Origin of the sequence: Streptomyces sp. NPDC020362 (assembly GCF_040642095.1) — a bacterium.
Lineage (GTDB): Bacteria > Actinomycetota > Actinomycetes > Streptomycetales > Streptomycetaceae > Streptomyces.
Map to the genome: position 1 here is coordinate 6,735 of NZ_JBFAET010000165.1, position 13,243 is coordinate 19,977.

A 13,243-nucleotide genomic window follows, 5' to 3' on the forward strand; every position below is an offset into this window, starting at 1 on the left:
CTCGGGCTCGGGCTCGGGCTGCGGAGCAGGGGTGCCCAGGGCGGAGAGCAGGCAGCTGGCCGCGTCGGCCGCCGCCACGGCCCTCGGGCTGCTCCTCGGGTTCGCGCCCCAGCTCGTCCTGTCCATCGCCTGCGGTCAGCCGCGCACGTGCAGCCCGAAACCCGTGCGGCCCGCGGGCTCCAGTCCCTCCTTCAGATGCAGCGAGGGGATCTCGTAGTCGCCGAAGTTCTGGCGCCGGAACGCGATCGGCTCGGTCGACTCCAGGGTGAGCAGGCGCTGCTCCCAAGCCTTGGCGACGTCCGGGTAGTCCTCGCCGGTCATCCGGTCGGTGCCGTACAGCACGAACGGCGGCAGCACCTCGATGCCCGGGTAGTAGAGGATCCCGTGGTGGATCGGGAACAGCAGATCGTCGATGGGGCCGTTGATCCCGCGAGCGGCGTAATGCGACTCCGGGCCGCCGGCGGTCACCGACAGCAGAGCCTTCCTGCCCGCGAGGGTGCCTTCGCCGAAGCGCTCGCCGTACCTGGTGTCGCTGTGCTCGCCGACGCCGTACGCGAAGTGGAAGGTGAACACCCGGTCCACCCAGCCTTTGAGGATCGCGGGCATCGTGTACCACCACAGCGGGAACTGGAAGATGATCGTGTCGGCCCACAGCAGCTTCTCCTGCTCGGCGCGGACGTCCGGGGTGAGCGTCCCGGCGTCGAAGGCCCGGCCCGAGTCCCGGGCGACCTTCAGCGGACTTGAGGCGTCGGGGCCGTAGTCCGCGGCGTCCACGACCGCCTTCCAGTTCATCGCGTACAGATCGCTCACCCGTACCTCGTGCCCGGCGCTCTCCAACGTGGACACCGCGAGGTCCTTCAGTGAGCTGTTGAGCGACTTCGGCTCCGGGTGGGCGTAGACGATCAGCGTCTTCATGGGAACTCCTTGGGATCGGGTGCCTTCGATCCTGGACGCTGCGGAGCCCGGCGTTCAGGGGCTCCTCTTCCGTCGGACGGGACTTCCTGGTACCGGCAGGGCCACCTTCACGGGCTCCACCGAGGCGATACTGGGGGCATGGACGATCTTGCGGGCTTCCTGCGGACCCGGCGTTCCCGGGTCGACCCGGCGGCCGTCGGCATCCCCACCGACAGCCGCCGCCGGGTCGAAGGGCTGCGCCGCGAAGAGGTCGCGCACCTGTCCGGCGTCAGCGTCGACTACTACGTACGCCTGGAGCAGGGCCGCGCGACCCAGCCCTCCGAGCAGGTCCTCGACGCGCTCGCCCGCGTCCTCGGCCTCGACGAGACCGAACGCGGGCACCTTGACCGGCTCGCCCGGCAGCGCCGCCGCGCGAAGGCGCCGGGCGGGCGGGTCCGGCCGGAACTGCTGCGCGTCCTCGACCTGGTCGCCGACGCACCGGCGCTGATCATGGACCACCGCCTGGACGTGCTCGCCGGGAACCGCCTCGCCGGGCTCCTCTTCGGCCGGCCGATGCCGGGCCTGAACACCGCCCGGCACATCTTCCTCGAGGAGGCCGAGCGCGGCCTTTACGCGGACTGGGAGAATTGCACCCTCGACGTGGTGGGGCACCTGCGCCTGGCCGCCGGCAAATACCCCGAGGACCCCCGTCTGGCCTCACTCATCGGCGAGCTGGCGATGGGCAGCGAGCGTTTCCGCCGCCTCTGGGCCCGCGCGGACGTGCGCGCCCGCACCCATGGACGCAAGGCGTACCGGCACCCGCTGATCGGACTGCTGGACCTGCACCAGGAGAACTTCGCGCTGCCGGACGAATCAGGCACGGAGTTGCTCGTACTGTCCGCGGCCCCCGGCAGCCCCGCCGAGGACGGGCTGCGCCTGCTCGCGGGCCTGGGCGCAGCCGGCGGTGACGCACATCCCGCAGTGAACACCCAGGTCCGCGAGTAACTCGACGACGCCCACCAGCCGCCGGGAACGCCTCAGCGCCGGCGGCTCTCCAGGGTCCGGACCACTTGGCGGCTGGTGACACCGACGCCACTGACATCCCGCTCGCCGTCACGCCGACTGGCGGGAACCGCAACGACGTCACCCGGCTCATCCCGCCCCTCGAAGCCGTTCCGCCCGTGCGGGGCAAGCGCGGCCGTCCACGGCGCCGACCAGACGTCATCCTCGATGACCGCGGATACGACCGCGACAAGTACCGTCGCCTGGTGTGGAAGCTCGGCGTGAAGCCGCTGGTTGCCCGGCGAGACACCGGGCAGGGCTCCGGGCTGGGCAATCAACGCCAAGTTGTCGAGCGCGCGTTCGCCCACTTGCACTGGTTCCGCCGTCTGCGGATCCGCTGGGAGGTCCGCGACGACATCCACGAAGCGTTCGTCATTCCGGGCTGCGCGCCGATCTGCCGGCGGCGCTCGAACCCATCCCGATGAAAGTGCATCATCGCGTGCAGGGGAGGTCACCGGCTGGGACCTCACCCACCCTTGCGTTCCTGGGCGGCCATGACCTCATCGCCGTGCTCGAAGGCCCACGCGCCGAATGCGTCGATCGGGCCGAGCAACGTCCGCCCCAGATCGGTGAGTTCGTACTCGACGCGGGGCGGCGCCTCGGCAAAGGCGTTCCGTGCCACCAGCCCGTTGAACTCCAGCCGTCGCAGTGTCTCGGTCAGGACCTTGGGGCTGATGCCACCGATGTGCTCGCGCAGTTCGCCGGGGCGCCGGGGACCGTCCCGCAGGCCCCAGATCAGCACGGCGTTCCAGGTGTTGGAGAGAAGGTCGAAGGCGAGGCGGGCGCGGCAGTCGGCGAGGTAGGCGTCGGGCGTCACGTACCAAATGGTGCCTGACGGGTTTCCTAGTGTCGTCCCGAAAGCGGTGGGAGCAGATGCGGAGAGGGGCGGATCGATGAAGATCGGTGTGCTGGGAACGGGGAACATGGCGGACGCGCTGGCCACGCAGTGGGTGCGGGCCAGTCACGAGGTGTTCGTCGGAGGACGGGACGAACAGAAGGCCCAACGGCTCGCGACGCGCATCGGGGACGGTGCGGGGCACGGGAGTCTGCAGGCGGCGGCCGGCTTCGGCGAGGTGGTGCTGGCCGCGCTGCCGTATGGCGCGGGAGCGGACGTCGTCAAGGAGCTGCGGGCGGAGCTGACGGGCAAAGCCCTGTTGGACTGCGCCAATCCGGTCGGGCCCGGCTTCCGGCTGCTGACGGAAGGCGGCCCCTCGGCGGCGCGCCGACTGGCTGCGGCGACACCGGGCGCGCACGTCGTCAAGGCGTTCAACCTCTGTCACGAGGACGTGTGGCGGATGACCCCGCCGGTCTTCGACGGTCAGCCCCTGACCGTTCCGATCTGCGGGGACGACGAGGCGGCACTCGCGCTGGCACGCAAGCTGGTGCGGGACATGGGCTGCGAGCCGGTGGCCGGGGGTGGCCTCGACCGCGCCGGACTGCTGGAGGCGACCGCCGCGCTGTACATCGGCCTGTGGGTGGCGGAGCAGGCGGACGTACGGGCGATCGCGCCGCCGCTGGCCTACGCAACAGGTCCACGAGCAGCGAGCGCGTGAGGCGTCCGGGGAATGCGTTGGGAGTTCTGAGCGGGGATGTGAGCCGGAACGAGCGGTACAGGCGTACGAAAAAGCCCCCTCCCTCTTGGAGGGGGCTTCGGAGCGAGTCGTTTGCCCCGGTCAGGGGCCTAGTCAGGCCGACCGTAACCTGGCCGCCCTTGGAAATCAGGATCCTGCGGAGGCATCATCCGGCAGCCCTGCGGTACTTGCGGACCGCGAGCGTGCGGAAGATCAGGATGATCACGACCGACCAGATCAGCGAGGCCCACACGGGGTGCTGCATGGGCCAGGCGTCGGGGGCCCGGAAGCCCGGGGGGAGGTTGCCGAACAGTTCTCGGGAGGCCTGGACGGTGGCGCTGAACGGGTTCCACTCCGCGATGTGCCGCAGGAAGGACGGCATCTTGTTCGCGTCCACGAACGCGTTCGAGATGAAGGTCAGCGGAAACAGCCAGATCAGGCCGCCCGAAGTCGCCGCTTCCGGAGTGCGCACGGTCAGCCCGATGAGCGCGCCGATCCACGAGAACGCGTACCCGAGGAACAGGAGGACGCCGAATCCGGCGAGCACCTTGCCCAGGTTCTCGTGCGCACGCCAGCCGACGATCAGGGCGACGATCGCCAGGACGACGAGGGTGAGCGCCGTCTGGACCAGGTCGGCGAGAGTGCGCCCGGTCAGGACCGCACCGCGCGCCATGGGCAGGGACCGGAAGCGGTCGATGAGTCCCTTGTGCATGTCGTCGGCGATGCCCGCGCCCGCGCCCGCCGTGGCGAACGTGACGGTCTGGGCGAAGATGCCGGCCATCAGGAACTCGCGGTAGGCGTGGGTCGAGGTGGACGAGCCGACCTGGATCGAGCCGCCGAAGACGTAGGTGAACAGCACCACGAACATGATGGGCTGGATCAGCCCGAAAATGAGCACTTCGGGAATTCTGCCCATGCGGATCAAGTTCCGGCGGGCGACGACCAGGGAGTCGTTCACAGCGCTCACTTCACCTGCTCCTTCACGGCATGGGGCTGCGGGTCTTGGATGCGCGGCGAGATGAAACCCGGCCGATGCGAGCGAACAGAATTCGGGATCCGGGACATACGGATCAGATTGCGTTTTGCAACGATCAGTGAGTCGCGGACGGGCCGGCCGCTGGAGTTGCCGGGGGCGGCGGTGGGCGCGCTGCCGGTGACGGCACTCACTTCACCGCCTCCTTGCCGTTCGTCGGACCCTGTTCGGCGGCCTCGGCCACGTGTCCGGTCAGGGACAGGAAGACGTCGTCGAGGGTCGGGCGGCGCAGCCCGATGTCGTCTATCTCGATCCCACGGCTGTCCAGCTCCCGGATGACCTCGGCGAGCAGCTTGGCGCCGCCGCTGACGGGGACGGTGAGCTTGCGGGTGTGCTCCTCGACGGTGGTCTCGCCCTTGCCGAAGCCCTGCAGGACTTCGGCGGCGGTCCGTATGTGCTCGCGTTCGTGCACCACGACCTCGACGCGCTCGCCGCCGGTGCGGGCCTTGAGCTGGTCGGAGGTGCCCTTGGCGATGACACGTCCGTGGTCGACGACCGCGATGTCGTGGGCGAGGTGGTCGGCCTCTTCGAGGTACTGCGTGGTGAGCAGCAGGGTCGTACCGCCGGAGACGAGCTGCTTGATGACCTCCCACAGCTGCTGGCGGTTGCGCGGGTCGAGGCCGGTCGTCGGCTCGTCCATGAACATCACCGGCGGTGAGACCACGAGAGCGGCGGCGAGGTCGAGCCGGCGGCGCATGCCTCCGGAGTAGGTCTTGGCGGGGCGGTCGGCGGCGTCCGCGAGGCTGAACTGTTCCAGCAGGTCGGCCGCGCGCTGCTTGGCCGCCTTGGCCTTCATCTGGTAGAGCTGCCCGACCATCTGGAGGTTCTCCCGGCCGGTGAGGTATTCGTCGACCGCCGCGAACTGGCCGGACAGGCCTATGGAGCGGCGGACGGTGTCGGGATGCCCGATCACGTCCACGCCCGCGACTACGGCCTTGCCGCGGTCGGGGCGCAGCAGGGTGGTCAGACAGCGGACCGTCGTCGTCTTGCCGGCGCCGTTCGGCCCGAGCAGGCCGAGGACCGTGCCCTCGGGGACATCGAGGTCGACGCCGTCCAGTGCCTTTACGTCGCCGAAGGTCTTCACCAGGCCTTCGGCATAGATGGCGCCTGGCATGTGAGTCTCCACGTCGTCGGGATTCTTCGGAAGGGAGTAGGTTTGCGCGCCCGGTGGCCTCCCGCAGATTTTCACCTGCGGTTTCCACTTGCGGTTTCCACTTGCGGTTTTCCGCCTGCGATCCGGCGGAGCGGCGGCCACGCGACACACCATAACGCGATGTATCGCGTTCCTCAATGGGTTTCCCCACCCGAATGACACCGCCGCTTCGAGCCTCGCCCGGGCCCCGGGCCGATGACCCGACCGGGCCCGAAACCCCCGCCCGGGCCCGTGCCCCGGTCGATGACCGCGGCCGAACCCGTGCCTCAGGCGATGACCGTGTAGCCCGCCTCGCGCAGGGCCTGGCCGACCTCGGCGCAGTGCGCCGGTCCCTTCGTCTCGAGGTGCAGCTCCACCTCCGCCTCCGTGAGCCCGAGCCGGGGATCGGTTCGTACGTGGCTCACGTCGAGGACGTTGGCGTCGACCACGGACAACACCCCGAGGAGCGTGGCGAGGGCGCCCGGCCGGTCCGTCAGCCGCAGCCGGACCGCCAGGTAGCGGCCCTGCGCGGCCATACCGTGCCGCAGCACCCGCTGGAGCAGCACCGGATCGACATTGCCGCCGGACAGCACGGCGACGACCGGGCCGGGGAAGGCGCCGGGATCGCCGAGCAGGGCCGCCACCGGGCTCGCCCCGGCCGGCTCGACGACCAGCTTGGCCCGCTCCAGGCACAGCAGCAGCGCGGCGGACAGCTGGTCCTCGCTGACCGTGCGGACCTCGTCCACCAGCTCGCGGACGATCCCGAACGGCACCAGGCCCGGCAGGCCCACCTTGATGCCGTCGGCCATGGTCGCCGGGTTCTGCACCGCCGTCGGACGGCCGGCCGCGAGCGAGGGCGGATAGGCCGCGGCGCCCTCCGCCTGCACCCCCACGATCCTGACCTTCGGCCGCAGCGCCTTCACCGCGACCGCGATCCCGGCCGCGAGCCCGCCGCCGCCGATGCCGACGACGATCGTGCGCACCTCCGGGCACTGCTCCAGGATCTCCAGGCCGACCGTGCCCTGACCTGCGATGACGTCCGGGTGGTCGAAGGGGTGGATGAACACCGCGCCCGTCTCGGCCGCGTACTCCTGGGCGGCGGCCAGCGTCTCGTCGACCACCTGGCCGTGCAGGCGCACCTCGGCGCCGTAGTCCCGGGTGGCGCTGATCTTCGGCAGCGGGGCGCCCTGCGGCATGAACACGGTGGCGTGCACACCCAGCAGGGAGGAGGCCAGCGCCACGCCCTGCGCGTGGTTCCCGGCGCTCGCTGCGACCACCCCGGCGGCACGTTCCTCCGGCAGCAGCCCGGCGATGCGGACATAGGCGCCGCGCAGCTTGAACGAGCCCGTCCGCTGCAGGTTCTCGCACTTGAGGTGCACCGGCGCGCCGATCAGCTGGGACAGGTGCCGGCTGCCCTCCATCGCGGTCACCCGCGCCACGCCCGAGAGCATCTTCTGGGCTCCGCGCACATCGTCGAGGGTGACGGAGTGCAAGGAGTCGGCCGTGCCGTAGCTCATGACTCAAGTCTCGCAGTTCACGGTCGCACACGAAGGGTGTGACCAACCTCCGAGACCGGTTTGCGCAGCGCCGGTACGGTCCGCCCCCGGGCCGCGTACCCTGTCCCCCAACCCAGCAGCCTTCATGAAGCGAGCCTCCGGCCATGCCCACAACACCTGAAATGTCGATGGACATGACGACCGTCGGTGACACCGGTCTTCTCGACACCCTCCAGCACGAGGTGGCGGTGTTCGCCCGCCGTGCGGAACAGACCCGGCTCGGCGGGGTCGGGCAGGTGCGCAACTCCATGGACCGCGCCGCGTACCTGCTGCTCAACCGTCTCGACAACGAGGGTCCGATGGGCGTCAAGGCGCTCGCCGCGAGCATGGGGATCGACTCGTCCACGGTCACGCGGCAGGTGGCTCCACTGGTCGACACCGGGCTCGTCAAGCGCACCTCGCACCCGGAGGACGGGCGGGCGGTGGTGCTCCAGCTGTCGCCGCGCGGCGTCTCGCGGCTGGAGGAAGTGCGCTCCTCGCGGCGTCAGTTGATGGCCGAGCTGACCGACGACTGGGCGCCGGAGGAGCGCGAGCAGTTCTGCACGCTCCTGACGCGCTTCAACAGCGCGCTCTCCGCCCGGATGTCCGTCCAGGGTGTGCCGTCCCCGGAGCAGCCGCCGACCGCCTGAGGCACCCGCCGCACGGGTGCGGTCCGAACTCTTGACCTTGGGCCGCCGCTGGCCTCATATGAGACCGGGTCCTGCGTCGTACGCGGTTCATCCGCCCCGTGCCGGACAGGGCCCCCTCAGGGGGGAGGCGCGGTGCGTGATCGGCAGGCATCCCGCGATGCCCGCCGGGCCCGGGAGTTCGAGGCGTTCGTGGCGGGCGCGGCCGGACGACTGCTGCATGCCGCCACGCTGCTCACCGCCGAGGCACCGGACGCCAACCCGCGTGCGCGAAGGCTGCTGATGCTGGCCCTCGCCCACACCTACGCCTGCTGGGACCGGCTGCGCGGCGAGGATCCGTACGACCGCGCCCGCCAGTACCTGGCCACGCGCTTCGCGCACGGGACCTGGCACCAGTACGGCGCCTTCGGCCGCGCCCGGCCCCACCCGCACAACCCGCTCGCCGCCCTGGCACCGCAGGAGCGGCTGATCCTGGTGCTGCGGTTGTACGAGGGGGTCGCCGAGGAGCAGGCGGCGGCCCTGCTGGGCCTGCCCGCCGAGCGCGTGCACACCATCTGCGACCGTGCGACGGCCACCCTGCTGCATCCCTCGCGCACGGCCGCCCCGCGCGCGATGGGCGGTGCGAAGGTGGCGCCGTCATGAGGCGACGGCGTCCGGGCGGGCCCCGGTGAACCGGCCCGAGCGGGAGGCCGCGGCGCGGCGGCTCATGGACCAGGTGCCGGTGCCCGTGCCGCCGGACGTCTATGGCGAGGCCGTCCGCCGCGGCAACCGGCTGCTGCGGCGCAGGCGCGCCGTCCGCCGCCTGCTGTGGCTGCTGCTGTGCGCCGCGGCCGTGGCGTTCGCCGTGTGGGCCGTACAGGTCCACCCGTGGGTGGAGCCGCCGTCGCAGACGACTCCACCGATCTCCGGCTGGTGACGCGGACCGTCAGCCGAGGGCCCGCTGCAGGTCCTCCAGCAGGTCGTCGACATTCTCGATGCCCACGGACAGGCGCACCAGGTCGGCCGGGACCTCCAGGGCGGAGCCGGCCGCGGAGGCGTGCGTCATCCGGCCGGGGTGCTCGATGAGCGACTCGACACCGCCGAGCGACTCGCCGAGCGTGAACACCTTGGCGCGGTTGCACACCTCGACGGCGGCCTCCTCGCCGCCGTCGACCCGGAAGGACACCATGCCGCCGAACGCCTTCATCTGCTTGGCGGCGGTCTCGTGGCCCGGGTGCTCGGGCAGCCCCGGGTACAGGACGCTCGTCACGCGCGGGTGCCGGGTCAGCATGTCGGCGACCTTGGTGGCGTTCGCGCTGTGCCGGTCCATGCGCACCGCGAGGGTCTTGGTGCCGCGCAGCACCAGCCAGGAGTCGAAGGGGCCGGCGACGGCGCCCATCGCGTTCTGGTGGTAGGCCAGCTCCTCGCCCAGCGCCTGGTCGGAGACGATCAGCGCACCGCCGACCACGTCGGAGTGGCCGCCCATGTACTTGGTCAGGGAGTGCACGACGACGTCCGCCCCGAGCGACAGCGGCTGCTGCAGGTAGGGGGTGGCGAAGGTGTTGTCGACGACGAGCTTGGCACCCGCGTCGTGCGCGACCTGGGCGACGGCGGCGATGTCGGTGATGCCGAGCAGCGGGTTGGAGGGAGTCTCCACCCACACGGCCTTGGTCTTCGGGGTGATCGCGGCCCGCACGGCGGACGGGTCGCTGGTGTTGGCCACCGACCACTCCACGCCCCACCGGGACACGACCTTGGCGAAGAGGCGGAAGGTTCCGCCATAGGCGTCGTTCGGGATCACCACGTGGTCGCCGGGGCTGAGCAGCGTGCGCAGCAGGGTGTCCTCGGCCGCCAGGCCGGACGCGAAGGCGAGGCCGCGGCGGCCGCCCTCCAGCGCGGCGAGGTTCTCCTCCAGGGCGGTCCTGGTCGGGTTGGCGCTGCGGCTGTACTCATAGCCGCCGCGCAGGCCGCCGACGCCGTCCTGCTTGTAGGTCGAGACCTGGTAGATCGGCGGGACGACCGCGCCGGTGAGGGGATCCGCGGTGTTGCCCGCATGGATCGCGAGGGTCTCGAAGTGCTGACTGATCTGCCTGTCGCTCATGTCCACCGAGCGTAATGCTCCTGACCGGATGGTGGCGCCCGGCAGGCTCATCCTGGCGTCGGGACGAGTTTTCCACAGGCGCGGCGGACGAGGTTGGCCAATTGTCGGCGGTGTCTGGTTCGCTGGAGACATGGCGATTCTCTGGCTGCTCATGGCCCTGGTCCTGCTGAGCTTCGTGCTGCTCCCGCTCCTGCGGCGCAGTCGCGGGGCGGTCGGGCGGGTTCCCGCGGGCCACCCGGACGCCGCCGATCCGGCGCGCTACGGCTTCGTGCGCCAGGAGGAGCTGGACGTGCGGATGCCCGGCCCCGACCGGGATCTGCTGGGCGTCCTCGACCTGGTGCAGCGCACCCAGGACTACCGCGCGGCCGCCCAGCTGCTGGCCGGCACCGAGGCCGAGGGCGAGGCCCGCTGGCAGCGGGTGCAGGCCTTCGCCGGCGCGGCGGCGCTGGAGCTGCGGCAGCGGCCGGGCGGGGTGCACGAGATACCGGGCGGACAGTGGCTCAGGGTGTGGCGGGCCGAGCAGCCCAAGGACGCGGGCGGCGCGGCGGTGCACGCGGAGTTCCTGGTGCAGCAGGCGTGGCGGACGTCCACGCCGGGCACTGAAGAGTTCCGGATCATCATGGAGGAGGCGCGGGGGGCGTGCGGGCAGGCTGCCCTGCTGGCCCCCGGCGACCCGGTGCCGTACCTCGTCGAGCTGTCCATCGCCCGGGGCCTTGCCTATCCGCAGCCGGAGTTCGAGAAGCTGTGGCTGAGCATCCTGGACCGCGCCCCGCACCACATGGGGGCGCACCTGGCCGCGCTGCACTACTGGTGCGAGAAGTGGCACGGTTCGCGTGAACAGGCGTACGCGTTCGCCGAGGCCGCGGCGGCCCGCGCCCCCGAGGGCTCGCTGCTCGCCGCGCTGCCGCTCTTCGCGGTCTTCGAGCACCTCCCCGAGGTGAACCTGGTGGCGAGCCTCTACCGGAGCGAGGTCGTCACCAAGGCGGTGCACGGCGCGCTGCACGCAGTACACTCGGCCCACCCCGACGACCCGATGCTCGCCCACGTCCGCCATCTGCTGGTCTTCTTCCTGGTCCGCGCCGAGCGCTGGGCGGAGGCCATGGACCAGCTGACCCACGTCGACGGGCATGTCGGCGCGCTGCCCTGGACCCTGTCCGCCGACCCGGCCGCCGAGTTCGCCCTCTACCGCGCGCTGGCGGTGGCGGGTTACGAGGCGCACGGCGGCAGCCCGGCGAGCCTGCCCGGCTGACCGGCCGTCAGGCCGACCCCGGTCGGCTTCCGTTGCCCCGCGGAAAATGAGATTGCCCTGCTCACCTGCGGTAGGGCATACTCCGCGTGCTCCGAGTTTGCTCACGCTTTGCCGAGTCCGCCCGGCGCTCTCGCTCTGCAGTGCTCTGCATTGCTCCGAGTCTGCTTCGAGTCCCCCCACACTCACCGGCAGCTCCGCTTCGCGGTGTTCGCCATGTCCGCTTCTCCGGATCCTGTGGGGGGATCTGCCCGATGGGCGCAACTCTGCGCGCACTGCGCGCTCTTGTTCTGCTGTTCGGCTTCTACCTGCTGAGCCTCGTGCTGCTGGGGGCGCTGGCCGGTCTCGACATCGCGGTGTTCACCTGGGGGCACGGCCCGGTCGCCGTGAAGCTCGCCATCGTCTCGGTGCTGCTCGCCATCCCCGTCGTACGGGGCATGTTCATGCTGCGCACGCCCAGGGGCGAGGAGCCGGCCGGCGTCGCGGTCACCGAGGCCGACGAACCCCGGCTGTGGTCCCTGGTCCGGGACCTCGCGGCGGCCACGGGCACCCGCGCCCCCGGCCGGATCGTGCTCACCGCCGACGTCAACGCGGCCGTCAGCGAGCGGTCACGGCTGCTCGGCCTGCTGCCCGGCCCGCGCCGCCTCTACCTCGGTGTGCCGCTGCTGACGGGTCTGACCGAGGCACAGCTGCGTGCCGTGCTCGCCCACGAGTACGGCCACTTCACCGGCGGCGACACCCGGCTGTCCGCGCTCGTGGTGCGCGGCCGGGCGCAGATCGGCGGTGTGATCGGGCAGTTCCACGAAAAGGCGGACGGCAAGGTGGCCGCCGAGCGCGCCCGCCAGGAGGCGGCCTCCGCCAAGCGGGTCGCCAAGGGCAAGAAGGCCAAGACAGTCAACACCGGTGGGGCCGGGGCGACGTACCGGACGATGGCGGCGATCTACACCGCGTACGGCAAGCTCTACCTGCGGGCCTCGCTCTCCACGGCCCGCGCTCAGGAGTACGCCGCCGACCTGGCCGCCGCCCGCATCGCCGGCCGAGACGCGACCGCCTCCGCGCTGCGCGAGATCCCGGTGCTGGCCACCTCCCACGACTTCTACCTCGACTCCTACGCCACCCTCGGCCTGCCGGCCCGGCTGCTGCCGCCGCGGGGCGAGTTCTTCGGCGGCTTCGGCCGGCTGCTGTCCGCCCGTGACGAGGAGCTGGTCGAGCTGCGCGGCGAGCTGCCGACCGAGCCCGGCTCGCCGTACGACTCCCATCCGCCGATCGCCGAGCGGGTGCGCCGGATCGAGGCGCTGCCCTCCGACGGGCGCACCGAGGAGGCCAGGAGCGCGGCGCTCGCCCTGCTCACCGACCCGCGGCGCACCCTGGCCGTGCTGGAGGACGCCGTCCTCACCGACGAGGTCCTCGCCTTCCCGCGCACCGGTGCCTGGGAGGAGCTGCTGGACGCCACCATGACCGAGGGGCTGTCCTCCGTGCACACCCCGCTGCACCGGGCACTGGCCGACTACACCGGGCAGCCGCCGACCCTGGCCGCGCTGCTGGAGGTGATCGACGGCGGCCGGCTGTGGCAGCTGGCGGAGCGGCTGCCGCTGTCCGAGCAGGCCGCCGCGGCGAAGGGCCGGGCCTTCCGCGAGTTCGTACGGCCGCGGATGGGTGATGCCCTGCGGACGATGGTGCTGGCCGAGTTCAGCTCCCGTTCGCTGCTGCACTGGGAGTTCTCCTGGTCGCGCCCGGCGTCCGTCCGCCTGCCCGGCTGGGCCTCGCAGAACACGCCGGACGACGGCCCCGAGGCCGTGCTGGAGGCGGCCGTGGACGCGGCGCTGGCCGACCACCCCGACACCGCGCCCCTGCGCGCACTGCTGCCACCGGCGGCCCAGCCCGCGTAGTCGGCCCGGCCCGCGTAGTCGGCACACCCCACGGAACAGCACAACCCGAGCAGGCGGCACAGCGCACCTGAGCGACGCGGGGGGCGCGGGCCCCCCAGCACCCGCGGGCCCCACAACCCACACGGGGCCCCCCAACCCACCCCGGCCCCCCCGC

At 71.7% G+C, this 13,243-nt stretch carries 14 protein-coding genes and 1 pseudogene; 8 read left to right on the plus strand and 7 right to left on the minus strand.

Going from position 1 to position 13,243, the window contains the following annotated elements:
- Nucleotides 1–135: 135 nt before the first annotated feature.
- The gene (locus AB0H32_RS36715; protein WP_361130153.1) at nucleotides 136–915 is read right to left on the minus strand and encodes an NAD(P)H-dependent oxidoreductase; all 780 of its coding nucleotides are present in this window, start codon (nucleotides 913–915) and stop codon (nucleotides 136–138) included.
- Between the two features lie 138 nt (nucleotides 916–1,053).
- Between AB0H32_RS36715 and AB0H32_RS36720 the strand changes: the two genes are divergently transcribed.
- Complete coding sequence (locus tag AB0H32_RS36720) at nucleotides 1,054–1,899, plus strand: helix-turn-helix transcriptional regulator (protein WP_361130156.1); 846 nt, start codon at nucleotides 1,054–1,056, stop codon at nucleotides 1,897–1,899.
- Between the two features lie 83 nt (nucleotides 1,900–1,982).
- Nucleotides 1,983–2,381: pseudogene (locus AB0H32_RS36725) on the plus strand (transposase); the annotation flags it as partial.
- A 41-nt stretch (nucleotides 2,382–2,422) separates the two neighbouring features.
- Here the strand turns inward: AB0H32_RS36725 and AB0H32_RS36730 are convergent.
- Nucleotides 2,423–2,773: a helix-turn-helix domain-containing protein gene (locus AB0H32_RS36730; RefSeq protein ID WP_361130159.1), complete on the minus strand. Its 351-nt coding sequence runs from the start codon at nucleotides 2,771–2,773 to the stop codon at nucleotides 2,423–2,425.
- 76 nt (nucleotides 2,774–2,849) lie between these two features.
- Here AB0H32_RS36730 and AB0H32_RS36735 point away from each other — a divergent pair, with 76 nt between their 5' ends.
- Nucleotides 2,850–3,509 (plus strand): NAD(P)-binding domain-containing protein, encoded by a 660-nt coding sequence (locus tag AB0H32_RS36735; protein WP_361130162.1) that lies wholly within the window; start codon nucleotides 2,850–2,852, stop codon nucleotides 3,507–3,509.
- Nucleotides 3,510–3,693: 184 nt separating this feature from the next.
- On the opposite strand, the gene AB0H32_RS36740 is transcribed toward AB0H32_RS36735, so the two are convergent.
- The 4 genes from AB0H32_RS36740 to ilvA all read right to left on the minus strand — a co-directional run bounded on the left by AB0H32_RS36740 (nucleotide 3,694) and on the right by ilvA (nucleotide 7,209).
- Entirely contained in the window at nucleotides 3,694–4,494 is an 801-nt protein-coding gene (locus AB0H32_RS36740) for an ABC transporter permease (protein WP_361130165.1), read from the minus strand.
- Nucleotides 4,491–4,694, minus strand: a complete 204-nt coding sequence (locus AB0H32_RS36745) for an integral membrane transport protein (RefSeq protein ID WP_361130168.1) — start codon at nucleotides 4,692–4,694, stop codon at nucleotides 4,491–4,493. Before AB0H32_RS36745 ends, AB0H32_RS36740 begins: the two co-directional genes overlap by 4 nt.
- The gene (locus AB0H32_RS36750) at nucleotides 4,691–5,674 is read right to left on the minus strand and encodes an ATP-binding cassette domain-containing protein (RefSeq protein WP_361130170.1); all 984 of its coding nucleotides are present in this window, start codon (nucleotides 5,672–5,674) and stop codon (nucleotides 4,691–4,693) included. Before AB0H32_RS36750 ends, AB0H32_RS36745 begins: the two co-directional genes overlap by 4 nt.
- 305 nt (nucleotides 5,675–5,979) lie before the next feature.
- Complete coding sequence (gene ilvA, locus AB0H32_RS36755; protein ID WP_361130173.1) at nucleotides 5,980–7,209, minus strand: threonine ammonia-lyase; 1,230 nt, start codon at nucleotides 7,207–7,209, stop codon at nucleotides 5,980–5,982.
- 161 nt (nucleotides 7,210–7,370) lie between these two features.
- Between ilvA and AB0H32_RS36760 the strand changes: the two genes are divergently transcribed.
- The 3 genes from AB0H32_RS36760 to AB0H32_RS36770 all read left to right on the plus strand — a co-directional run bounded on the left by AB0H32_RS36760 (nucleotide 7,371) and on the right by AB0H32_RS36770 (nucleotide 8,790).
- On the plus strand, nucleotides 7,371–7,877 hold the full coding sequence (locus AB0H32_RS36760) for a MarR family transcriptional regulator (RefSeq protein WP_361130193.1): 507 nt from the start codon (nucleotides 7,371–7,373) through the stop codon (nucleotides 7,875–7,877).
- A 132-nt stretch (nucleotides 7,878–8,009) separates the two neighbouring features.
- Nucleotides 8,010–8,516 carry a sigma factor-like helix-turn-helix DNA-binding protein gene (locus AB0H32_RS36765; RefSeq protein ID WP_361130176.1) on the plus strand — a complete coding sequence of 169 codons (507 nt, stop codon included), beginning with the start codon at nucleotides 8,010–8,012 and terminating at the stop codon, nucleotides 8,514–8,516.
- A 25-nt stretch (nucleotides 8,517–8,541) separates the two neighbouring features.
- Complete coding sequence (locus AB0H32_RS36770) at nucleotides 8,542–8,790, plus strand: hypothetical protein (protein ID WP_361130179.1); 249 nt, start codon at nucleotides 8,542–8,544, stop codon at nucleotides 8,788–8,790.
- A gap of 9 nt (nucleotides 8,791–8,799) precedes the next feature.
- Here the strand turns inward: AB0H32_RS36770 and AB0H32_RS36775 are convergent, their stop codons facing one another.
- Entirely contained in the window at nucleotides 8,800–9,954 is a 1,155-nt protein-coding gene (locus tag AB0H32_RS36775; protein WP_361130182.1) for a cystathionine gamma-synthase, read from the minus strand.
- Nucleotides 9,955–10,084: 130 nt separating this feature from the next.
- On the opposite strand from AB0H32_RS36775, the gene AB0H32_RS36780 reads away from it, so the two are divergent.
- Complete coding sequence (locus AB0H32_RS36780; protein WP_361130185.1) at nucleotides 10,085–11,203, plus strand: hypothetical protein; 1,119 nt, start codon at nucleotides 10,085–10,087, stop codon at nucleotides 11,201–11,203.
- 251 nt (nucleotides 11,204–11,454) lie between these two features.
- Nucleotides 11,455–13,089, plus strand: a complete 1,635-nt coding sequence (locus AB0H32_RS36785) for a M48 family metalloprotease (RefSeq protein ID WP_361130188.1) — start codon at nucleotides 11,455–11,457, stop codon at nucleotides 13,087–13,089.
- Nucleotides 13,090–13,243 lie beyond the last annotated feature (154 nt).